Consider the following 21444-nt stretch of genomic DNA (forward strand, 5'->3'; position numbering starts at 1 on the left):
GTGAGAAGAATTCGGGGGTGGCGCCCACGCGGCGCCACTGATGCACGGGCCCATTGGCCGGGCATCGCAGCGATCATCTGGCCCGCGCTCGTCGTGGCCGTTCAAGGGGCCCGGCTGGGCCGGTGGATCGTCGACGACGCCGGGATCAGCTTCGCCTACGCGAGGAACATCGCGGAGGGCCACGGGCCGGTGGTGCAGGCGGGGGCCCCTCCGGTGGAGGGCTACTCGAACCCCACCTGGGTCGGGCTCCTGGCGATCGGGAGGCTGCTCGGCCTCTTTGACCACGGCGCGTGGTTCGGGATACCGGACTACGTCTTGTTCCCGAAGGCCTTGGGGCTGCTGTGCGTCATCGGCATCCTGAGCTGTTTCTATGCCGCGTGCCTGGCGGTGCTGCCCAACCGCATGGTGGCCGCGGTGGTCACCGCCATGGCCGGGACCGCGCTGGCGTTTGTGCCGACATTCGTCCTGTGGACGTTCTCAGGACTGGAGAACTCGTTCTATGCGTTGCTGGTCACCGCTGTCGCGGTCCTGTTGTTGCGTTCGGTGGCTGAGGACACCGACCGGTTGCTGTCCCGCCGGACCGCGGCCGTCGTCGGCGTGCTGGTCGCGCTGGCCGCACTCACCAGGCCGGACGGGTTGATCTATGGCGTCGTCTATCCGGCCGTCGTGCTGCTGGTGGTGGATCGGCGGCGCGTCCGGGATGTGCTCCGTCCGATCGGCTTCTTCGCTGCGTTTGCCTTCGGCCTTTACGGCTCGTACGTGCTCTGGCGCCGCTTCGAATTCGGGCGCTGGCTGCCGAACACCGCGGTGGCCAAGGCCCAGGCCAGTCCGTCGGCGAGCGATCTGAACCGGGTCTCCGACGTCCTGCAGTACCCCGGTCTGGTGATCTCGCTGGTCGCGATCGGCATCGTGGTCGCCGCGGCGGTGGCCATGCCGGCATTGCGGCGTCCGCTGACCGCGCTGCTCGTGCCGCTCGCGCTGGCGCTGCTCGCGTACTGCGTGCTGAACGCGGACTGGATGGGCCAGCTGCGGTTCTCCACACCGGTCTGGCCGCTGGCGGTGCTGGCCACGGCGGTCTGCGCGGCGCGGCTGGTCGTCAAGCCCGGACTGCGGCGCCGGATCGGCCTGGTCGGCTCGCTCGCCGGCGCCGTGTACCTGGCGCAGGGCGTCACCGGACCGATGCCCGGGGAAAGCGTGGCGCAGCCGGTGGCGCCGTTGTGCGTGGTGGCCGACGAGAGCGGCGAGCTGTTCAACTCCCTCGCAGACCTCGCCGGCGTCCAGAACGGCAGCCTGCTGCTGCCCGATCTCGGCGGGACGGCGCTGACCAGCCGGCTGCGGCTGCGGGACACCGCCGGGCTGGTCGACGCCAAGGTCGCGGACTACCTGAGTGCCAAGGACTCGAACGGGCTGCGTGACTACATCTTCGACGTCATGCAGCCGACCTTCATCCAGACCCACGGCGAATGGTCGCCGACCCTCATGGCCGGCTCCGGGTTCGACCCGCGCATGCTGGGGGATTACGCCCAGATCTACCCGCGGAGCCCGGACCCGGCGTCTCCGTGGGGCGGCAGCGAATGGGTCCGCAAGTCGGCGCTGAAGGACCCGGCGGACCTGGCGAAGCTGCGGGACTTCGCGGAGACCGCGATGCCGGGACAGGCCCGGTTCGAGCAGCGCACGCCGGACGGCGACTGCTCGGACCGGCTGCAGGTCGGTGAGCGCCTGGCTCTGCACTGATCGGCCCTGTCGGTCCGGCGCCGTGATCCGGCGCGCTGGGAGCCAGATCACACCACCGCCGACCTGCGGCGGTTAGGAAGGGCGGCGGCCGCCTGGGAGAATCGGGTGTCAGGACCTCCCGACGTCCGTGATGTGTCGACGAAGCACACAGGAAGGCCGCCGTCATGATCGAGCGCTACACCCTGCCCGAGATGGGCCGTGTCTGGTCCGAGGCCCACAAGTACGAGTTGTGGGCGAAGGTCGAGACGCTGGTCGTGGAGGCGCACGCGGCGGCCGGGACGATTCCGGAGTCCGCGGTGGAGCCGGTGCGCGCGGCGGCGCCGCCGACGCCGGAGGCGGTGGAGGCGATCGAGGCCGTCACGCAGCACGACGTGATCGCGTTCCTGTCCGCGTGGGCCGACAACACCGAGCCGCGCGAGGCCGCCGCCTACGTGCACTTCGGGATGACCTCCTCGGACCTGCTGGACACCGCGCTGGCGCTGCAGCTCACCGAGGCCACCGACATCCTGCTGGAGAAGGCGGACAAGCTGGTCGCGGTGCTGCGCGACCACGCGCTGGCGCACCGCGCGACGCTGCGCGTCGGCCGGACGCACGGGATCCACGGCGAGCCGGACGTCTGGGGGCACCGGGTCGCCGACTTCGCCTTCGGCGTGGCTCGCTCGCGCGACCGGCTGCGGCAGGCGCGCGAGGCGGTCGGGGTCATCGCGATCTCCGGCGCGGTCGGCACCTACTCCAACATCGACCCGGCGATCGAGGCCTTCGTCGCCGACAAGCTGGGTCTGAGGGCTGCTGACGTCTCCACCCAGGTGATCCTGCGCGACGGGGTCTCCGAATGGGTGTCGGCGCTGGCGATCATGGCCACGGTGCTGGAGGCCGTCGCGCTGGAGGTGCGCCACGGCCAGCGCACCGAGGTCCGCGAGCTGTGGGAGCCGTTCGGCAAGGGGCAGAAGGGCTCCTCGGCGATGCCCCACAAGAAGAACCCGATCATGTCCGAGCGGCTGGCCGGGATGGCACGCATCGTCCGCGCGCAGATCGTGCCGGTGATGGAGGGCATCCCGCTGTGGCACGAGCGCGACATCTCGCACTCGTCCACCGAGCGCATCGCGCTGCCGGACGCCTCGATCGCGCTGGACTACATGCTCAACCTGACCATTCGTCTGATGAGCGGACTGGTCGTCAACGCCGACCGCATGCGCGCCAACCTGGACTCCACCGGCGGCCTGGTCTACAGCTCCACGGTGCTGCTGGAGCTGGTCGAGATGGGACTGGAGCGCGACACCCAGGCCTACCCGCTGACCCAGCGCGCGTCGATGAAGACCTGGGAGACCGGGCGGCCGTTCCGCGAGACGCTGCGCGAGGAGGCCGACGCGGCCGGGCTGGCGATCGACGAGGCGCGGCTGGACGAGGCCACCCGGCCCGAGCGCTTCGTGGAGCGGCTGGACGGGATGTTCGAGAAGTTGGCGAAGCTGAGCTGAGCTTGATCTGACCGCGGGGACACCCGCGGGGCACCTGCGCACCTGCGCACCTGCGCACCGGCCGAAGCGGCCGTCGGACCGAGAGTCCGGCGGCCGCTTCGGCATTTTGTCAGGGATGTTTCGCGTGAAACATCGTTACGGGGTCAGTGTGGCGCCATGGTGCCGTCGCGTGGCACCACTGTTCATCAGGGGGAACGCAGGAAGTGAGCCAAGATGGCTTGCAATGGCACCACTTTGGTGCCAAAGTAGAGCCATGGAACTCACCCCCTACGTCGAAGCTCTCCGCCGCGAGCTGACGACCGCGGCCGAGGTCGGTGGCGAAGCCGCCCGGGCCCTCGCCGACCGGCTGCTGCCCCCGCTCGACGCGGCGGTGCGGCTCACCCTTCTGGAGGCGTTGTCGGCGGCGGCCGATGAGATCTCCGCGGAACTCGCTCCGGGTTCCGTGGACGTGCGGCTGCGCGGCGGGGACGCCGGGTTCGTCGTGACGCCGCCGCCCGCGCAGGCCGCTCCGGCCGACGCCGACGGGCCCGCGCCCGGCGACGTGCGCTTCCCGGTCACCGAGGGCGACGACGCCACCATGGTGCGGATCAACCTGCGGCTGTCGTCCAGCCTCAAGGCCATGATCGAGGACTCCGCCGCAGCGTCCGGGCTGTCCGTGAACGCCTGGATCGTTCGGGCCGCGGCCGCCGGGCTGGCCAACGAGGGCCGGCGCTCCGGGCGATCCGGGGCGTCGCCGAAGTCCAACCGGATCGTCGGAGAGAGCTACACCGGCTGGGCCCGCTGACTCCCAGCCCTGGTCCGCAGCCCTTCACAGCAACCCATCCCAGGCCGAGCCAACCGAAGGATTCGTCATGTCTCAGTCCACTTTCAAGGCCGTCTACCCCACCCCGACCGCGATCACCGTCACCCTCGACCTCTACGTCGCCGACGTCCGCATCGCCGCCTCCGACCGCACCGACACCCTGGTCGAGGTGCGGCCGAGCGACCCGGGCAAGGCCGCCGACGTCAAGGCTGCCGAGAACACCCGCGTCGAGTACGACGAGGCCACACGGTCCCTGACCGTCGTCACCCGCAAGCCGCGCAACCGCTTCGTCAACTTCAGCAGCAAGCGCCCGGAGTCCATCGACCTGCTCATCGAGGTGCCGACCGACTCCGACCTGCGCGCCGAGGCGGCGATCGGCGAGTTCCAGTCCGCCGGCGTGCTGGGCACGGTCGCGCTCAAGACCGAGATCGGCGGTGTGCGGCTGGCGCAGACCGGGCCGGTCAACGCGCGCTCCGGGGTCGGTGAGATCACCGTCGAGGAGGTCAGCGGCGCGGCCAAGGTGACCTGCGGGTCCGGCGTCATCCGGCTCGGGGCCGTGGACGGCGTCGCGGAGGCGACCAACAGCAACGGCAAGGTGATCGTCGGCGTGGTGACCGGACCGGCGACCGTCCGCTCCGCCAACGGCGGCGTCTACGTCGACCGTGCGCTGTCCGACCTCACCGCCACCACCTCCAACGGCGAGGTGCGGATCGGCGAGGTCGTGCGCGGCAAGGTGACCGCCACCTCCAAGAACGGCTCCGTCGAGGTCGGCGTCCGCGAGGGCAGCGCCGCCTGGCTGGACCTGAACGCCGGCGTCGGCCGGGTCCACAACGAGCTCGACGCCGCCGACGAGCCGCAGGCCGGCGAGCCGGTCGACAAGGTGGAGATCCACGCCAGCACCAAGCTCGGCGAGGTCGCCATCCGCCGCGCGCCGCGTCTGGACGAGGAGTGAGGACCGTGACGATTCCCGGTGCCCGGCCCGCCGCCGCGGACTCCGTTCCGGCGATCTCCGCCCGCGGCCTGCGCAAGTCCTTCGGGGAGAAGACCGTGCTCGACGGCATCGACCTGAGCGTGCCGGCCGGGACGATTCTGGCGCTGCTCGGCCCGAACGGGGCCGGCAAGACCACCGCCGTGCACCTGCTGACCACCTACCTGCGGCCGGACGCGGGTGACATCCGGATCGCCGGCCACGACCCGGCGAAGGATCCGCAGGCGGTGCGCCGTGCGATCGGCGTCACCGGCCAGTTCTCCGCGGTCGACGGCTATCTCACGGGTCGGGAGAACCTGATGCTGATGGCCGATCTGCACCTGCTGCCGAAGGCGGAGGGCCGGCGGCGGGCCGGGGACCTGCTGGAACGCTTCGAGCTCGCTGAGGCGGCCGACAAGCCGGCGGCGACCTATTCCGGGGGGATGAAGCGCAAGCTCGACCTGGCGATGACGCTGGTCGGGAACCCGAAGGTGATCTTCCTCGACGAGCCGACCACGGGTCTGGACCCGCGTAGCCGCCGCGTCATGTGGGACATCATCCGCGGGCTGGTCGCGGAGGGGACGACCATCCTGCTGACGACGCAATATCTGGATGAGGCCGACCAGCTCGCGCACCGGGTCGCGGTGCTCGACGGCGGACGCATCGTGGCCGAGGGGACCCCGGCCGAGCTCAAGACGCGCGTCCCCGGCGGGCACATCGAGCTGACCTTCGCCGACCGCGCCGAACTCGACGCCGCCGCGCTGGTGCTCGCCCCGACCGGCCGCGACGACGACGCGCTCACGCTCCAGCTGGCCGGCGACGGCCGGGTCAGCACCCTGCGGACCCTGCTCCAGCGGCTGGACGACGCCTCGGTCGAGGTCGAGGCGCTGGCCGTGCACACCCCCGATCTGGACGACGTGTTCTTCGCGCTGACCGGCAAGACCGACAAGGAAAGGGCTTGACGATGAGTACCCTGACCCTGGCCGATGGCCGTCCCGGCGGCGTCGACACCCGGACCCACGCCTGGGTCCACGCCCGCATCATGCTCCGCCGCAACCTGCGCCACATGCTGCGCTACCCCTCGCTGACCCTCATGGTCACGATGATGCCGCTGGTCTTCCTGCTCCTGTTCGTCTACGTCTTCGGCGGGACCCTCGGCTCCGGGCTCGGCAGCGGCACCCCGGTCGGCGTGCACGGCGGCCGCGAGGCCTACGCCGCCTACGTGGCCCCGGCGATCATCGTGATGGCGGTCGCCGCCGCCGCGCAGGGCACCGCGATCGCCGTGGCCCAGGACATGACCGAGGGCATCATCGCCCGCTTCCGGACCATGGCCGTCGCCCGCTCCTCGGTGCTGACCGGACACGTCGTCGGCGCCGCGATCCAGACCATGGTGAGCGTCACAGTCGTGACCCTGGCCGCCATCGCCGTCGGCTTCCGGCCGCACGCGGGAGTGGCCGAGTGGTTCGCCGCCGTCGGCGTGGTCCTGCTCCTCACCTTCGCCGTCACCTGGCTGTGCGTGGGCCTCGGGCTGTCGGCCAAGAGCGTGGAGACGGCCAGCAACTCGCCGATGTTCCTCATGCTCCTGCCCTTCCTGAGCAGCGGCTTCGTCCCGACCGCCTCGCTGCCGACGGGGATGCGCTGGTTCTCCCAGTACGAGCCCTTCACCCCGGTCAACGAGACGCTGCGCGGCCTGCTGACCGGCACGAAGATCGGGGACAACCTGGTCGTCACGCTCGCCTGGTGCCTCGGCGTCGCGGTGTTGTCCTACGCCTGGTCGCGGCGGCTGTATGAGCGGGAGCCGAAGGCGAGCTGAACCGCCGGTATTCTGAGCCCGTGATCACCGGCCTGAACCACCTCGCCAGCGGCAAGATCCGCGACCTGTACGCGGTCGGCGACGACCTGCTCCTCGTCGCCTCGGACAAGATCTCGGCCTTCGACTACGTGCTGGAGTCCGAGATCCCGGACAAGGGCCGGATCCTGACCCAGCTGTCCATGTGGTGGTTCAAGCAGCTCGCCGACCTGGTGCCGAACCACGTGATCAGTGCGGACGTCGACCAGTTCCCGGCCGAGCTCCAGCCCTACAAGGAGGAGCTGCGCGGGCGCTCGATGCTCTGCCGCAAGCTCGCCATGGTGCCGGTGGAGTGCGTGGCGCGCGGCTACCTCACCGGGTCCGGGCTCGCGGAGTACGAGAAGACCCGCACCGCGAACGGCGTTCAACTGCCGCCCGGGCTGGTCGACGGCTCCCGGCTGGACCGGCCGATCTTCACCCCGGCGATGAAGGGCGAGGTCGGCACGCACGACGAGAACGTCAGCTTCGACGTGATGGCCGAGCGGATCGCGGACCCGGAGCTGGCCGCGCACCTCAAGGACCTGACGCTGGCCGTGTACTCGCGGGCCCGGGAGATCGCCGAGGAGCGCGGGATCATCCTGGCCGACACGAAGTTCGAGTTCGGGCGGCTGCGCGGCGGGACCCTGGTCCTGGCCGACGAGGTGCTGACCCCGGACTCCTCGCGGTTCTGGCCGGCCGACGAGTGGAAGCCGGGCCGCACGCAGTCGTCCTTCGACAAGCAGTACGTCCGCGACTGGCTGACCTCCCCGGCCTCCGGCTGGGACCTCGCCTCCGACACTCCGCCGCCGCTGCTGCCGCCGGAGGTCGTGGCGGCCACCCGGGCCCGCTACGTCGAGGCCTACGAACGGCTCACCGGAGTGAAGTTCGACTAGGAGCCGCAGCTCACAGGGCCGGGTCATAGGAAACCTCTATGACCTCATGCCCGATCGGGGGCTAGTGGCGCCGGGCTTCGCGGGCGAGGCTGGAGGCATGGCGCACACGATCCAGCTTCCAGTGAGTCCCGCGATGTCGGCGAGGTCCCGATGGTCCGGCGTGGCGCCGCGCGACGCCTTCCGCCACATCGGCCCGAACTGGTACGCCTCGGTGATGGGCACGGCGATCATCGCCAACGCCGGTGCCGGGCTGCCGGGCTTCGAGCGGGGCGTGCCTCGCGTGGCCGTGACCGTGGTCTGGGCCGCCGCGCTCCTCTGGCTCGCGGTGGTCCTCCTGGCCCGCGCCGCGCACTGGCGCTGGCACGCCGACCAGGCCCGCCGCGACCTCCTCGACCCGGCGGTCGCGCCGTTCTACGGCTGCCTGTCGATGGCGATGACCGCCGTCTCGGCCGGGACGATGATCGTCGGCCGGGCCTGGATCGGCACCGGCGCGGCGCTCGGGCTGGCCTGGACGCTGTGGCTGGTCGGCACGCTGATCGGCCTGGCCACCACGGTGGTGGTGCCGTACCTGATGATGACCCGGCACGAGATCGCCGAGGGCAGCGCGACCCCGGCCTGGCTGCTGCCGATCGTCGCGCCGATGGTCTCGGCCGCCACCGGCCCGCAGCTGATCCCGCACGTCGCGGCCGGTCAGCTCCGCGAGACGATGCTGCTGGGCTGCTACGCGATGTTCGGCATCAGCCTGCTGGCCACGATGATCATCCTGCCCGTGGTCTTCTCCCGGCTGGTTCACCACAAGCCCCGGTGGAGTGTGGCCGCGCCCGGCCTGTTCCTGGTGCTGGGCCCGCTCGGCCAGTCGGTGACGGCCGTGAACAACCTCGCCGACGTCGGGCAGGGCGTCGTGAGCCCGCAACTGGCCGCCGCCCTGAAGCCGTTCGCGGTGCTCTACGGCGTGCCGGTGCTCGGCTTCGCGATGATCTGGCTGGTGCTGGCCCTGCTGGTGGTCGCCGAGGCCCGGCGCGACGGCCTGCCGTTCGCGCTGACCTGGTGGGCCTTCACCTTCCCGATCGGGACGTGTGTGACCGGAGCCACGGGGTTGTGGCACCACACCGGTCTGGCCGCCTACGCGTGGCTGGCCTGCGGGCTCTATGCGCTGCTGGTGGCCGCGTGGGGCGTGACCGCGGCGCGCACACTGCGCGGAGCCCTGTCGGGTGAGCTTCTCGTCAAGCGGCCGGAGGCACACATAACCCCCGGTAGAATCGGCTCCACCGCCATCCAATAGCCCCGGCGCGGACGTGCCGCGGCTGAAGCAATGGGAGTACCTGTGGCCCGCGTCCTCGTCGACGTCATGCTCAAGCCCGAGATCCTCGACCCCCAGGGCCAGGCGGTGCAGCGCGCACTTCCTCGCATGGGCTTCGACTCCGTCACCAACGTCCGCCAGGGCAAGCGCTTCGTGCTCGACCTCGCGGACGCCGACCCGGCCACCCTGCGGGCCACCGCCGAGCAGATGGCCGAGAAGCTGCTGGCCAACACCGTGATCGAGGACTTCCACGTCACCGTGCTGGACGAGGCCGGCGAGACCGGCGAGAGCGTCTGATGCCCGCCCGCATCGGCGTCGTCACCTTTCCCGGCACCCTGGACGACCAGCAGGCGCTGCGCGCCGCCGCGGCGGTCGGGGCCGAGCCGGTGGCGCTCTGGCACAAGGAGCAGAACCTGCACCAGGTCGACGCGGTCGTGCTTCCCGGTGGCTTCTCCTACGGCGACTACCTGCGCGCCGGCGCCATCGCCCGGTTCTCCCCGGTGATGGACACGATCATCGACGCGGCCCGCGGCGGCCTGCCGGTCTTGGGCATCTGCAACGGCTTCCAGGTGCTGTGCGAGGCGCACCTGCTGGAAGGCGCGATGATCCGCAACGGGGACCTGCACTTCATCAACCGCGACGTGACCCTGCGTATCGAGAACAACCGCACGGCCTGGACCTCGGACTACGAGGTCGGCGCCGAGGCCGTCATCCCGATCAAGAACGTGGACGGCCGCTTCGTCGCCGACGCGCACACCCTCGACGCGCTGGAGGCCGAGGGCCGCGTGCTGGCACGCTACGTCGCGAACCCGAACGGCGCCGCGCGGGACATCGCCGGCATCACCAACGCCGCCGGGAACGTGGTCGGCCTGATGCCGCACCCCGAGTACGCCATCGACGACCTGACCGGCCCCGCTGGGTTCATCGAGAATCGCAGGGTCCCGGGCACCGACGGCCTGCCGTTCTTCACCTCGATCCTCAAGAGCTTGGTTTCCGCATGAGCACCGGCAACTCCTCCGAGAACGTCTTCGACACGACCGACGTGTTCGTGGACACCGCGGTCGCGTTCGACACCGTCGCCAAGGCCGCCGAGACCCCCGACGTGAAGCAGCCGTTCCGCGAGCTCGGCATGACCGAGGACGAGTACCTGCGCGTCCGCGAGATCCTGGGCCGCCGCCCCAGCTCCTCGGAGCTGGCCATGTACTCGGTCATGTGGTCCGAGCACTGCTCCTACAAGTCCTCCCGGGTGCACCTGAAGCAGTTCGGCGAGAAGGCCCCGAAGACCGCCGCGTTGCTGGTCGGCCCGGGCGAGAACGCCGGCGTCGTGGACGTCGGCGAGGGCCTGGCCGTCACCTTCAAGGTGGAGTCGCACAACCACCCCTCCTACGTCGAGCCGTATCAGGGTGCGGCGACCGGGGTAGGCGGCATCGTCCGCGACATCCTCACCATGGGCGCCCGCCCGATCGGCGTCATGGACCCGCTGCGCTTCGGCCCCGCCGACGCCCCGGACACCGCGCGGGTGCTGCCCGGCGTGGTGGCCGGCATCGGCGGCTACGGCAACTGCTTGGGCGTGCCGAACATCGGCGGCGAGATCGTCTTCGACCCCTGCTACCTGGGCAACCCGCTGGTGAACGCGCTGTGCGTGGGCGTCCTGCGGGCCGACGAGATCAAGCTCGCCAAGGCCCCGGGCCCGGGCAACCAGGTGATCCTGTTCGGCGCCCGCACCGGCGGCGACGGCATCGGCGGCGCCTCGGTGCTGGCCAGCGCCACCTTCGACGCGGACGGTCCGGCCAAGCGGCCCTCTGTCCAGGTCGGGGACCCGTTCATGGAGAAGGTGCTCATCGAGTGCTGCCTGGAGATCTTCGCGGCCGATCTGGTCGTGGGCATCCAGGACCTGGGCGCGGCCGGGCTCACCTGCTCCACCACCGAGCTGGCCGCGGCCGGCACCGGCGGCATGGACGTGCGGCTGGACGCCGCGCCGCTGCGCGACTCGACGCTGACCCCTGAGGAAGTCCTCATGTCGGAGTCGCAGGAGCGGATGATGGCCGTGGTCGAGCCGGCCAAGGTCGAGGCGTTCCTGGCGGTCTGCGAGAAGTGGGACGTCACCGCGACCGCGCTCGGCGAGGTCACCGACACCGGCCGGCTGCGCATGTGGTGGCACGGCGAGCTGATCGTGGACGTCCCGCCGCGGACCCTGGCGCACGAGGGCCCGGTGTACAACCGGCCGTTCGCGCGGCCGGAGTGGCAGGACGCGCTGCAGGCCGACGTGCCGACCGCTTCCCGGCTGAAGCGGCCGGGGAACGCGGCGGAGCTGCGCGAGACGCTGCTGCGGCTGGTCGGCTCGCCGAACCTGGCCGACAAGACCTGGGCCGTGGAGCAGTACGACCACCGCGTCCAGGGCAACACCGTCCTCGGGCACGGCGAGGACTCCGGGATGGTGCGGCTGGACGCCGCGCTGCCGGGCACCTCGCTCGGCGTGGCACTGTCCACCGACGGCAACGGCCGCTTCACCAAGCTCGACCCGTACCGGGGCGCGCAGCTGGCGCTGGCCGAGGCCTACCGCAACGTGGCCGCCACCGGCGCCAAGCCGCTGGCCGTCACCGACTGCCTGAACTTCGGCTCCCCGGAGGACCCGGACGTCATGTGGCAGTTCGCCGAGGCCTGCCGCGGCCTGGCCGACGCCTGCCTGGAGCTGGGGACCCCGGTCACCGGCGGCAACGTGTCCTTCTACAACCAGACCGGCGAGCTGAACATCCACCCGACCCCCGTGGTCGGCGTCCTCGGCGTCATCGACGACGTCGAGCGCCGCACCCGCAGCGCCTTCGAGCGCGAGGGCGAGATCCTGCTGCTCCTCGGCGACACCCGCGACGAGTTCGGCGGCTCGGAATGGGCCCACGAGGTCCACGGCCACCTCGGCGGCCTCCCCCCGCGCCTGGACCTGAACCGCGAGAAGGTACTCGGCGAGGTGCTGATCGCCGGATCGCGCGACGGCATGCTCTCGGCGGCGCACGACCTGTCCGACGGCGGTCTGGCGCAGGCGGTCGTGGAGAGCTGCCTGCGCGGCGGGAACGGCGCCCGCCTGGTGCTCCCGGAGACGGACGCGGACGGCGGTGCGCTGGACCCCTTCGTCGCGTTGTTCTCCGAGTCGGCGGGGCGCGCGCTGGTCGCGGTCCCGCGCAGCGAGGAACTGCGGTTCACCGACATGTGCGTGGCGCGCGGGCTGCCCGTGGCGCGCGTCGGCGTCGTGGACGGCGACACCCTGGAGGTGCAGGGGCAGTTCACCGTGCCGATGGCGGAGCTGCGCGCGGCGCATGAGGCGCCGTTCCGGAAGTTGTTCGGGCACTCGGTGGTGGACGCCTGACGGTCTAGACGGCGTCGTCCTCGTCCGCTCCGGCGGCCTCGCGGACATCCTTGACTGGGTCGCTGCGGAGCTTCTCCAGAAGCTCTGCGGCGACCTTCTTGTTGAAGCCGCAGAGCGCGTAGGCGAGTGCTTCGCGGACGGCTGGGTCCGGGTGGTCGGCGAGGTGCGCGATGCGGAAGGCGTCGGCTTGGCCTCGGCCCTGGAGTTCGTCGAGGAGGTCGATGATCTCCGTGCTGTCCTGTGCGATGCGGAGCTTCTCCAGGACTTCCTGGCGGGGCCGGATGTGGCTCCGGTCGTAGTACGAGGACTTGTCGCGGATTTGGGAGATCCGGTACTCGCCCGCGTTCATGCACGCCGGGCAGGGGCAGGGCTTGTAGCCGTGCGCGTTCGGCCTATAGCGCCAGCCGATGGGGCGCTGGAGAGACCTGATGCGTCGGATCTCCTTAGCGTCGACACCGCGGGGGAGGAAGACTTCGTATCCGCGCATCTCCTCTGGAGACAGCGATAGGAAGCGCGCTACTGCTTGCGCCGCTGTCACTTCCTGCGGAGCGTCGCCGTAGTAGCCCACGGTCACCGCGGTGTCGTCCGGTATCCGGAAGTGGACGCCGACCAGGCGCGGCGACTTCCAGCGCTTGATCTCGCGGGACCACTGGTAGGTCAACGTGTAGTCGGCGAGGAGCGGCGTGCAGAAGAGGCCGGGGCGCGGGTCATCGCTGCGCGACCGGCTGACCGGCGATAGGCCGGAGCGGCGGACGCGCGCGGAGTTCTTCTCCGGAGTCAGATGTACGAACCAGGCCATAGTGCGTCCACGGTAGGGGCGTGGCGCTGATCAGTCACCTGCATTGTTGTAGCGGTAGGGCTCGTATACGCCGAACCCGTTGTAGTACGGATATGGGATCACGTGGTGCAGCGTCCCCTGGGGACACAGCTCGTAGCCCACATAGGAGTTGTGCGCGTAGTCGGCCCACCTGTCGAAGAGGATGACGTGGCCGGTGGTGACATCCGTGTTCAGCAGGACGTCGCCGGGGCGCAGGTCCTCTTTGGCGATCCGGTGCGCCACGTGCGGCATGGTCGACGTCACCAGGGAGTCGCGCAGGCCCCAGCACATGGAGACGTAGCCGGAGCAGTCCGTGCGGTAGCCCTCGTGCCACAGCCCCTGGTTGTAGGGGATGCGTTGCGCGACCCAGTGTTCGGCGTGCGCGATCATCTGGCGGCGAACGCGGCTCAGGGTGCCGAGCGCGGTCTCGGACAGGTCCTGGCCGCCGGCGCCGGCCGGATGCCAGAGGCCTGAGCCGTCGGGCGCGGATGCGGGTGCCGGAGGGGATGCGGACGCGCCCTGCCCGGCCAGGTCTGCGGATCCGGCGTAGGACCCCGCCGCGGCCAAACCGGTGACGTTCTCTTGTCCGGCGCCGAACACGGGGATGTCCTGGGTGCTCGGAGCGGAGGAGCCGTGCCCGGACGGCACCGTCGCCGGAGAGTGCATCGGAGGCACGGCCGCGTGCACCGCCGCGTCGGCCTGCTCGTAGGTCGTCTGTGTGTGCCGGATCCGTGCCGCGTCCTCGACCAGTTCCCGGACCAGCCGCTCGGTCGCCGACTCCAGCGCCGCGAGGCCCGAGGACTCCGCCGCCAGCTGGGGATCGGCCGTGGCGGCCTCGACGACGTGCCGCAGCGTGCTGCCGACCTCGCCGAGCTCGTGGGCGAAGCCGTCCCAGGCGGCGGCCAGCCACTCGAACTCCGGCCCGAGCGCGTAGAAGCTGGCGCCCGCCGACGCCGCCTCCGGGCTCGCCGCGCTCATCGCGCCGGTCCGTGCGCGCCGGCTCCGGCTTCCGGAGCGGTACCAGCCGTACCCGCCGCGCCGCTGGCCAGCCCACTCGCAGTGCCGCCGACCATCCCGCTGATCGTCCCGACGATGTCCGCGTGTCCCCTGCCCTCGGGTCCGGGCTGCCCGGCCGCAGCATGCTGTGCCGCCTGTGCCGCCTGTGCCGCCGCCACAGCCGCGGCGTGCACCCGCTCGGCCGAAGCCCGCAGGGCCACCGCCAGCTGCAAGCACTCCCGCGACCGCTCCGCCGCGCGGGCCCGGAACCGCTCCGCGGCGCGCCCGGACCACGTCACCTGCGAGGTGGCCCGCACGATCGCCGCGGACAGCTGGTCCATGCGCCGTGCCTGCGCGTCGATCGCACCGGACAGCGCGGCGCGCTCGGGGGTCGGGGCGGCGTCGGTGGGTGCGGGGGCGGGGCTCTCGGCGGTGATCACGGTGACAGCACGGTAGTCGCGAATCAGGCAGATCACCGCACACGCGACGCTGATTCACCACAATGGATGAGTTTGTCCTCAGCTCCGCCGGGCCGCCGAAAGTCGGACGTCACAAGAACTCCTCCGCATGCCAAAGCACCCGAATTGGCCCTCCCCGGCCCTCTCGCAGGTCCGTTATATTCCGGCCATGCCGAAGACCCGCCGCCCCGCCCCCGCCAAGGTCCGCCAAGCCGTCGCGAACCAGTGGCAGGCGCACATCGAGTACGCCGCCCGCCTGACGCCCGAGCAGCTGTCGGCACCCTCGAAGCTGACCGGCTGGGACACCCGGACGCTGGTCGGGCACGTCGCCTACACCGTGCACAGCGTGCAGTCCTGGGCGGCGCTGCCGGTCGAGGGCGGGCAGGCCGAGGTCTACGACTGGATGACGGCCACCCCCACCGCCGCGGCCGCCGTGGACGCCGTCACCCGCGAGCTGGTCGAGGAGGGCGTGGTCCTCGCCGACGAGGTCGCGGAGTCCGAGAAGCTCATGGAGCGCTACGGCGACGAGGACCTGATCGCGATGCGGTTCGGGCCGATGCGCTTCGACGACTTCCTGGTCTCGCGGATCGTGGAGGCCACGGTGCACGCCGACGACCTGGAACGCTCCACCGGGATCGAGTTCCCGCACGACCGGGAGGCGCTGGCGATCACCGTCCGCCAGTTGGCGGACGCGATGGCCACCAAGGTCCCGGGCAATTCGGTGGAGCTGCGGGTGCCGCCGTTCGCCGCCGTGCAGTGCGTCCCGGGGCCGCGCCACACCCGCGGCACCCCGCCGAACGTGGTCGAGATGGCGCCGCGGACCTGGATCCGGCTCGCGGCCGGCCGCATCACCTGGGACGAGGCGATGGACCAGGCGTTGGTGTCGGCCTCGGGCCAGCGCGCGGACCTGAAGGAATTCCTGCCCTTGATGGGGTGAGCGCTGACGGGGCGAGGCTCACGGACGTGCTGATCCTCACATCTGCCCAAATGGGAGTGGCTTATCAGTCGGGAGGATCATCACAGTCCGTGGCATAGACTCGACGTGTGATCCACCCTTCCGGCTTCCGCCCCGGCGATGGCAGACTCACCCACGAACTCGACCCCCAGGACACCGGCCCGCAGGACGCCTGCGGAGTCTTCGGTGTCTGGGCCCCCGGCGAAGAGGTCGCGAAGCTCGCGTACTTCGGCCTGTACGCGCTGCAGCACCGCGGCCAGGAATCCGCCGGCATCGCCGTGTCCAACGGCAAGCAGATCCTGGTCTACAAGGACATGGGCCTGGTCTCCCAGGTCTTCGACGAGGCCACCCTGCAGTCCCTGCAGGGGTACCTGGCCATCGGCCACGCCCGCTACTCCACCACCGGCTCCTCGGTGTGGGAGAACGCGCAGCCGACCTTCCGCGCCACCACGCACGGCGCCGTGGCGCTGGGCCACAACGGCAACCTGACCAACACCGGCGAGCTGGGCCGCATGGCCGCCGAGCGCCGGACCAGGACCGGCGCCACCGACAAGCACGCCATGACCTCGGACACCGGGCTCATGACCGAGCTGATGGCGTCCTACTCGGACCGCTCCCTGGAGGACGCGGCCGTGGAGGTGCTGCCGCAGCTGCGCGGGGCCTTCTCCCTGGTGTTCATGGACGAGACCACGCTCTACGCCGCGCGCGACCCGCAGGGCGTGCGGCCGCTGATGCTCGGCCGCCTGGACCGCGGCTGGGTGGTGGCCTCCGAGCAGGCCGCGCTGGACACCGTCGGCGCGAGCTTCATCCGGGAGATCGAGCCCGGCGAGCTGATCGCGGTCGACGAGAACGGCCTGCGCTCCCGGCACTTCGCCGAGCCCCGGCCCAAGGGCTGCGTCTTCGAGTACGTCTACCTGGCCCGCCCGGACGCCACGATCGCCGGCCGCAACGTGCACGCCGCGCGCGTGGAGATGGGCCGCACCCTGGCCCGTGAGGCGCCGGTCGAGGCCGATCTGGTGATCGCCACGCCGGAGTCGGGCACCCCGGCCGCGATCGGCTTCGCCGAGGAGTCCGGCATCCCCTTCGGCCAGGGCTTCGTGAAGAACGCCTACGTCGGCCGCACCTTCATCCAGCCCAGCCAGACCCTGCGCCAGCTCGGTGTGCGGCTGAAGCTCAACGCGCTGCGCGAGGTCATCGAGGGCAAGCGCCTCGTGGTGGTGGACGACTCGATCGTGCGCGGCAACACCCAGCGCGCGGTGCTCAAGATGCTGCGCGAGGCCGGCGCCACCGAGGTCCACCTGCGGATCTCCTCCCCGCCGGTGAAGTGGCCGTGCTTCTACGGCATCGACTTCGCCACCCGCGCCGAGCTGATCGCCAACGGGCTGAGCACCGACGAGATCGCCAAGTCGATAGGCGCCGACTCGCTGGCCTACATCACCCTCGACGGCATGACCGAGGCCACGCACCAGCCGGCCGACCGGCTGTGCCGGGCCTGCTTCGACGGCGTGTACCCGATCGAGCTGCCCGAGGAGGAGCTGCTGGGCAAGCACCTCCTGGAGATCGCGGTCGACCCGCTGGCCCACACCGACGCCCTGTCGCGGCCGTAACCCGGCGCGCGGCTGACGCCGACATCAAAGGAATTTCACCCATGTCTGGAGCCCCCGAGGCCGCCGGAGCCACCTACGCGGCGGCCGGCGTCGACATCGAGGCCGGCGACCGCGCGGTCGAGCTGATGAAGGAGTGGGTCGCCAAGACCCGCCGGCCGGAGGTCCTCGGCGGCATCGGCGGCTTCGCGGGCCTGTTCGACGCCTCGGCGCTGAAGGCGTACGACCGGCCGCTGCTGGCCACCTCCACCGACGGCGTGGGCACCAAGGTGGCGATCGCGCAGCGGATGGACAAGCACGACTCCATCGGCCGCGACCTGGTCGGCATGGTCGTGGACGACCTGGTGGTCTGCGGTGCCGAGCCGCTGTTCATGACCGACTACATCGCCACCGGCAAGGTGGTGCCCGAGGTGGTCGCCGGGATCGTCAAGGGCATCGCCGAGGGCTGCGTGCTGGCCGGCTGCGCGCTGGTCGGCGGCGAGACCGCGGAGCACCCGGGCCTGCTCAAGCCGGGTGAGTACGACGTGGCCGGGGCCGGGACCGGGGTCGTCGAGGCCGACCGGGTGCTCGGCGCCGAGCGGGTCCGCGAGGGCGACGTGCTGGTCGCGATGGCCTCCTCCGGCGCGCACTCCAACGGGTACTCGCTGCTGCGGCACGTGTTCTTCGACGTCGCGGGCTGGGAGCTGGACCGGGAGGTGCCGGAGTTCGGCCGCACGCTCGGCGAGGAGCTGCTGGAGCCGACCCGGATCTACTCGCTGGACTGCCTGGCGCTGATCGCCGCGGTGGGGGGGAACGGAAAGCCCGGGGTGCACGCGTTCTCGCACATCACCGGCGGCGGCGTGGCGGCGAACATCGCCCGGATCATCCCGGCGGGCCTGGAGGCCCGGCTGGACCGCGGCACCTGGACCCCGCCGGCGGTGTTCGGCACGGTCGGGCGGCTCGGCGGGGTGGCGACGCTGGAGCTGGAGAAGACGCTGAACATGGGCGTCGGGATGGTCGCGGTGCTGCCGCCGGCCGCGGTCGACCCGGCGCTGGCGCTGCTGGCCGGGCGCGGATTGCCGAGCTGGGTGTGCGGCGAGGTCGTCGCGTCCGAGGGGGCGATGACCGTGGGCGGTGCGAAGGGCGGCGACGGCGCGGCGTCCCTGCACGGCGACTACGCCGCGTAGTAGGAAGCATTCGGGAAACCCAAAAAGGCGCCTCGGCGGTCGGACCGCTGGGGCGCGACTTGCGTCCCACGAGACCCGCACGCATCATGCGCGCGAATCCGTTTCGGGCGTGACGAAGGCCCGTCCCAGTGGGACGGGCCTACTCAACCGGCGCTCGGCGGCCCGGTCCAGCCTCAACTGCGGCGGTGGTGACTGCGGTGGGAACCGCCGTCGTCCGCGCTGTCGTAGTCGTCATCGCCGTCTTCGTCGGCGTACTTCGCGTACAACTCGTCGTCGTCCGCGTCGTCGTCGTCCTGCTGCGACGGTGCCTCGGCGGTGTGCCCGTTGGACGTGTGTCCGTCCCGCTGCAGCTCACGCTGGAGCTGCGTCAGGTCGGTCCCCACGTCGCGATACTTCAGGTCTCGGGCGACCCGCGTCTGCTTGGCCTTGGCCCGGCCGCGCCCCATTGGCTCGACCCCCTCAACGATCGGGGCTGGTCTGCCCCTGCTCCGGTCATACGGTCAGTCGTGAGAATTCACGGTACCTGTTTCCCCAACCGATCGGTACGAGCCATACGGCTGATCGGCACGAACAGGCATAGCCGACCGCGTTACTCGGGTGTCACAGGCACGACCCCACGATAGCGCTTATACCCGCGTCGATGCCACGCGCCACCGGGGGTATCTGACGAGGCGTCCCATCGGGAGGCCTACGGCAGGTATACGCCGCGCAAGCGACCCACGTCGCGCATGCGGCGTTCGGCGAGCCGGTCGGCGGCCACCGAAGGGGGCACACCCTCCTCCGACGCCAGGGAGTAGATGCGCGCCGTCGTGTCGAAAATGCCCGACGCGCGGCGCTTGGCGCGCTCGAAATCGAAGCCGTGGATCTCGTCTGCGACCTGGATCACACCGCCGGAGTTCACCAGATAATCGGGCGCGTACAGGATCCCGCGCGCCTCCAGCTGCTTCTCCACGCCGGGGTGCGCGAGCTGGTTGTTCGCGGCGCCGCAGACGATCTTCGCGGTCAGCGCGGCGACGCTGGCGTCGTCCAGGGCTCCGCCGAGGGCGCACGGGGCATAGACGTCTATGTCGGCCGCGATGAGCTCCTCGGTGGTGGAGACGATCTCAACCTGCGCGTAGTTGTCGCGCAGCCACTGGATCGCGCCCTCGTACGGGTCGGTCGCCACGATCGACGCGCCGTCCTCGATCAGGTGCCCCACCAGGTAGCGCCCGACCTTGCCGACGCCGGAGATGCCGACCCGCTTGCCGGCCAGTGAGGACGAGCCCCACAGGTACTCGGCAGAGGCGCGCATACCCTGGAACACGCCGTACGCGGTGAGCACGGAGGAATCGCCGGCGCCGCCGGACTCGACCGAGCGGCCGGTGACGAACTTCGACTCCCTGGAGACGACGTCCATGTCCTGCACATAGGTGCCGACGTCGCATGCCGTGTAGTAGCGCCCGTTAAGGGACTGCACGAAGCGGCCGTAGGCGCGCAGCAGCGCCTCGGACTTGATCTCGTTCGGGTCGCCGATGATGACGGCCTTGCCGCCGCCGAGGTCCAGACCGGCGAGGGCGTTCTTGTAGGACATGCCCCGGGACAGGCGCAGGACGTCCTTCAGCGCGTCCTGCTCGCTGGCGTAGGGGAAGAAGCGGGTACCGCCGAGGCCGGGGCCGAGCAGAGTGTTGTGGACCGCGATGATGGCCTTCAGGCCGGTCTCCTCGTCGCGGCAGTACACGACCTGCTCGTGGTCGTTGGCGAATACCTCGCTGACGTCGTTGTCAGGCTTGTCAGACACTGCGTTGCTCCTGGTGATGACTGGTGGTCGGGGAGGCTTGCTGTGGTAGAGGCCTCCGTCGGGCGGGGCCGCACGGGGATCGCCCGGTCTGAACCCCTGAAGATGGAGGCAGTATGGAGGAAGCCTATTCGCGGCGGGCGGCGAACGAGCGCGTGGGGCATAAGTGGCGTGGATCGGTGGTTCACCGAACGTTCGGGCACATGCGTGGCGCGCCGCGGCTCCATAGGTGAGAGCATCACTACGTGCGCGCATCCCCCGGCGGCGCGATTCCGGCGCCCTATATGGCCTACCTGCGGGTGTATGAGCCGCTGGCCGCATTCCCGGCTGGAGAGCGCGCCGAGTGGGAGTCCTGGCTCCAGCGGAACCCCGAGCCCAAGACTCTCGCCGAGGAGCAGGGCACCTCATTGCGCGGCCTCGTGGCGGTCCCTCCCATCGCCGTTCCGGAGAACGAGTCCCGGGTCGCCTATGTGCTGGACAACGGAGAGAACCCACTGCTGTGCCCGTGGCAGTCGCGGCTGCGGTCCTGGCTGGCGCTGACCGAGCTGCGCGCGGTCCACGGCGACGGCGGGGTCCGGCTGTTCTGGCCGCAGCCGGTGCTCGACCGCGCGGACAGCGAGTACGAGCGGTGGTGGGCCGAGGACCCCGAGGCCCTGCCGCACATCCTGACGGCCTCCTGGCAGGTGCCGATTCGCTGGCTCGTCCTTTTCGGCCTGGAGGACGCCGTGCCGGGCGACGGGAGCGACGGCAGCGGTGGGGGTGGTGGCGGCGGTGGCGGCCAGGGCGATGAGAAGGTCGCCGCGGTGACGCTCCAGTTCCGGACCGCGATGAGCCAGGCGCGCAAGCGCTGTGCCAGGGCGCTGCGAGTCCTCAAGAGGTCGCTCGGGGCGGGGCCGCTTGTGGAGGCCGTGGAGACGCTGGGAATGTGGCTGGAGGAGTTCCACCCCCTGTCCGTCGTCGAACTCGACTACGGCGGTCTGATGGGGTTGCTGGTGGCTCAGGGCGCGTTGGGCGCCGAGGAGCGGGTAGACGGAATCGTCCTGGACTGTTCGGTGCGGTATGTGGCGGACGGTCTCGCTGCCCTGGCTCAGGGTGACGATACGGGGGTGACCGCTGCGTATCTGCGTTATCGCGCTAAGTGGGATGCCGTGCGTGTGCTCGCGCGGGCCAACTAGGTCGCGGCACGTTCAACGATCAGAGGTCTTCCGCACCGACTGTCCTCGATGGCAAGATCATCCCTCGGGTCGGTTCCGGACCGGTTTCGCCGCCCGGCCGCCGGGTCGAATCCGGGCATGGCGGGTGAAGCAACCAGCT

The 21444-nt window shown here is 70.9% G+C and carries 20 protein-coding genes; 15 read left to right on the forward strand and 5 right to left on the reverse strand.

Features of this window, described 5'->3' with window-relative positions:
• The first annotated feature begins 93 nt into the window (after nucleotides 1-93).
• The 11 genes from ABH935_RS27525 to purL all read left to right on the forward strand — a co-directional run bounded on the left by ABH935_RS27525 (nucleotide 94) and on the right by purL (nucleotide 12360).
• Nucleotides 94-1734, forward strand: a complete 1641-nt coding sequence (locus tag ABH935_RS27525; RefSeq protein WP_370380830.1) for a hypothetical protein — start codon at nucleotides 94-96, stop codon at nucleotides 1732-1734.
• Nucleotides 1735-1898: 164 nt separating this feature from the next.
• Entirely contained in the window at nucleotides 1899-3209 is a 1311-nt protein-coding gene (gene purB / locus ABH935_RS27530) for an adenylosuccinate lyase (RefSeq protein WP_370380831.1), read from the forward strand.
• Nucleotides 3210-3462: 253 nt separating this feature from the next.
• A complete protein-coding gene (locus ABH935_RS27535) occupies nucleotides 3463-3993 on the forward strand; it encodes a DUF1778 domain-containing protein (RefSeq protein WP_370380832.1) in 531 nt (176 codons plus the stop codon).
• Between the two features lie 67 nt (nucleotides 3994-4060).
• Nucleotides 4061-4963, forward strand: coding sequence for a DUF4097 domain-containing protein (locus tag ABH935_RS27540; protein WP_370380833.1), 903 nt, complete (start codon nucleotides 4061-4063; stop codon nucleotides 4961-4963).
• Nucleotides 4960-5940 (forward strand): ATP-binding cassette domain-containing protein, encoded by a 981-nt coding sequence (locus ABH935_RS27545; RefSeq protein WP_370380834.1) that lies wholly within the window; start codon nucleotides 4960-4962, stop codon nucleotides 5938-5940. The genes ABH935_RS27540 and ABH935_RS27545 overlap by 4 nt, the downstream gene beginning before the upstream one ends.
• A gap of 2 nt (nucleotides 5941-5942) precedes the next feature.
• Complete coding sequence (locus ABH935_RS27550; RefSeq protein WP_370380835.1) at nucleotides 5943-6791, forward strand: ABC transporter permease; 849 nt, start codon at nucleotides 5943-5945, stop codon at nucleotides 6789-6791.
• Entirely contained in the window at nucleotides 6788-7699 is a 912-nt protein-coding gene (locus ABH935_RS27555) for a phosphoribosylaminoimidazolesuccinocarboxamide synthase (RefSeq protein ID WP_370380937.1), read from the forward strand. Before ABH935_RS27550 ends, ABH935_RS27555 begins: the two co-directional genes overlap by 4 nt.
• A gap of 97 nt (nucleotides 7700-7796) precedes the next feature.
• Entirely contained in the window at nucleotides 7797-8981 is a 1185-nt protein-coding gene (locus tag ABH935_RS27560; protein WP_370380836.1) for a TDT family transporter, read from the forward strand.
• A gap of 42 nt (nucleotides 8982-9023) precedes the next feature.
• On the forward strand, nucleotides 9024-9296 hold the full coding sequence (purS, locus tag ABH935_RS27565) for a phosphoribosylformylglycinamidine synthase subunit PurS (protein ID WP_370380837.1): 273 nt from the start codon (nucleotides 9024-9026) through the stop codon (nucleotides 9294-9296).
• A complete protein-coding gene (gene purQ / locus ABH935_RS27570) occupies nucleotides 9296-10000 on the forward strand; it encodes a phosphoribosylformylglycinamidine synthase subunit PurQ (RefSeq protein WP_370346382.1) in 705 nt (234 codons plus the stop codon). Before purS ends, purQ begins: the two co-directional genes overlap by 1 nt.
• Entirely contained in the window at nucleotides 9997-12360 is a 2364-nt protein-coding gene (purL, locus tag ABH935_RS27575; protein WP_370380838.1) for a phosphoribosylformylglycinamidine synthase subunit PurL, read from the forward strand. The genes purQ and purL overlap by 4 nt, the downstream gene beginning before the upstream one ends.
• A gap of 4 nt (nucleotides 12361-12364) precedes the next feature.
• On the opposite strand, the gene ABH935_RS27580 is transcribed toward purL, so the two are convergent.
• Genes ABH935_RS27580 through ABH935_RS27590 form a run of 3 tightly spaced genes read right to left on the reverse strand, consistent with a single transcriptional unit; the run spans nucleotide 12365 to nucleotide 14613 of the window.
• Nucleotides 12365-13159 carry a HEAT repeat domain-containing protein gene (locus ABH935_RS27580; RefSeq protein WP_370380839.1) on the reverse strand — a complete coding sequence of 265 codons (795 nt, stop codon included), beginning with the start codon at nucleotides 13157-13159 and terminating at the stop codon, nucleotides 12365-12367.
• Between the two features lie 30 nt (nucleotides 13160-13189).
• Entirely contained in the window at nucleotides 13190-14155 is a 966-nt protein-coding gene (locus ABH935_RS27585) for a hypothetical protein (RefSeq protein WP_370380840.1), read from the reverse strand.
• Nucleotides 14152-14613 (reverse strand): hypothetical protein, encoded by a 462-nt coding sequence (locus ABH935_RS27590; RefSeq protein WP_370380841.1) that lies wholly within the window; start codon nucleotides 14611-14613, stop codon nucleotides 14152-14154. The genes ABH935_RS27585 and ABH935_RS27590 overlap by 4 nt, the downstream gene beginning before the upstream one ends.
• Before the next feature lie 187 nt (nucleotides 14614-14800).
• Between ABH935_RS27590 and ABH935_RS27595 the strand changes: the two genes are divergently transcribed.
• The 3 genes from ABH935_RS27595 to purM all read left to right on the forward strand — a co-directional run bounded on the left by ABH935_RS27595 (nucleotide 14801) and on the right by purM (nucleotide 18356).
• Nucleotides 14801-15568, forward strand: coding sequence for a sterol carrier family protein (locus ABH935_RS27595; protein ID WP_370380842.1), 768 nt, complete (start codon nucleotides 14801-14803; stop codon nucleotides 15566-15568).
• Between the two features lie 107 nt (nucleotides 15569-15675).
• Nucleotides 15676-17193 (forward strand): amidophosphoribosyltransferase, encoded by a 1518-nt coding sequence (purF, locus tag ABH935_RS27600; protein ID WP_370380843.1) that lies wholly within the window; start codon nucleotides 15676-15678, stop codon nucleotides 17191-17193.
• A gap of 41 nt (nucleotides 17194-17234) precedes the next feature.
• Nucleotides 17235-18356 carry a phosphoribosylformylglycinamidine cyclo-ligase gene (gene purM, locus ABH935_RS27605; protein ID WP_370380844.1) on the forward strand — a complete coding sequence of 374 codons (1122 nt, stop codon included), beginning with the start codon at nucleotides 17235-17237 and terminating at the stop codon, nucleotides 18354-18356.
• Between the two features lie 173 nt (nucleotides 18357-18529).
• Here purM and ABH935_RS27610 read toward each other — a convergent pair whose 3' ends face one another.
• Both ABH935_RS27610 and ABH935_RS27615 read right to left on the reverse strand, forming a co-directional pair.
• The gene (locus ABH935_RS27610) at nucleotides 18530-18802 is read right to left on the reverse strand and encodes a DUF3073 domain-containing protein (protein WP_370380845.1); all 273 of its coding nucleotides are present in this window, start codon (nucleotides 18800-18802) and stop codon (nucleotides 18530-18532) included.
• Nucleotides 18803-19044: 242 nt separating this feature from the next.
• Nucleotides 19045-20133, reverse strand: a complete 1089-nt coding sequence (locus tag ABH935_RS27615; RefSeq protein ID WP_370380846.1) for a Glu/Leu/Phe/Val dehydrogenase — start codon at nucleotides 20131-20133, stop codon at nucleotides 19045-19047.
• A 242-nt stretch (nucleotides 20134-20375) separates the two neighbouring features.
• Here ABH935_RS27615 and ABH935_RS27620 point away from each other — a divergent pair, with 242 nt between their 5' ends.
• Complete coding sequence (locus ABH935_RS27620; protein ID WP_370380847.1) at nucleotides 20376-21305, forward strand: hypothetical protein; 930 nt, start codon at nucleotides 20376-20378, stop codon at nucleotides 21303-21305.
• The last annotated feature ends 139 nt before the right edge of the window (nucleotides 21306-21444 follow it).

Origin of the sequence: Catenulispora sp. GAS73 (genome assembly GCF_041262085.1) — a bacterium.
Taxonomy (GTDB): domain Bacteria; phylum Actinomycetota; class Actinomycetes; order Streptomycetales; family Catenulisporaceae; genus Catenulispora.

What these genes read in the sequence shown, in the direction of transcription:
- purB (WP_370380831.1), top strand. Translation starts at nt 1,899, where the DNA reads ATGATCGAGCGCTACACCCTGCCCGAGATGGGCCGTGTCTGGTCCGAG.
- ABH935_RS27550 (WP_370380835.1), top strand. Translation starts at nt 5,943, where the DNA reads ATGAGTACCCTGACCCTGGCCGATGGCCGTCCCGGCGGCGTCGACACC.
- purQ (WP_370346382.1), top strand. Translation starts at nt 9,296, where the DNA reads ATGCCCGCCCGCATCGGCGTCGTCACCTTTCCCGGCACCCTGGACGAC.
- ABH935_RS27585 (WP_370380840.1), bottom strand. Translation starts at nt 14,155, where the DNA reads ATGAGCGCGGCGAGCCCGGAGGCGGCGTCGGCGGGCGCCAGCTTCTAC.
- ABH935_RS27535 (WP_370380832.1), top strand. Translation starts at nt 3,463, where the DNA reads ATGGAACTCACCCCCTACGTCGAAGCTCTCCGCCGCGAGCTGACGACC.
- ABH935_RS27610 (WP_370380845.1), bottom strand. Translation starts at nt 18,802, where the DNA reads ATGGGGCGCGGCCGGGCCAAGGCCAAGCAGACGCGGGTCGCCCGAGAC.
- ABH935_RS27580 (WP_370380839.1), bottom strand. Translation starts at nt 13,159, where the DNA reads ATGGCCTGGTTCGTACATCTGACTCCGGAGAAGAACTCCGCGCGCGTC.
- ABH935_RS27540 (WP_370380833.1), top strand. Translation starts at nt 4,061, where the DNA reads ATGTCTCAGTCCACTTTCAAGGCCGTCTACCCCACCCCGACCGCGATC.
- purL (WP_370380838.1), top strand. Translation starts at nt 9,997, where the DNA reads ATGAGCACCGGCAACTCCTCCGAGAACGTCTTCGACACGACCGACGTG.
- ABH935_RS27595 (WP_370380842.1), top strand. Translation starts at nt 14,801, where the DNA reads ATGCCGAAGACCCGCCGCCCCGCCCCCGCCAAGGTCCGCCAAGCCGTC.
- ABH935_RS27560 (WP_370380836.1), top strand. Translation starts at nt 7,797, where the DNA reads ATGGCGCACACGATCCAGCTTCCAGTGAGTCCCGCGATGTCGGCGAGG.
- purM (WP_370380844.1), top strand. Translation starts at nt 17,235, where the DNA reads ATGTCTGGAGCCCCCGAGGCCGCCGGAGCCACCTACGCGGCGGCCGGC.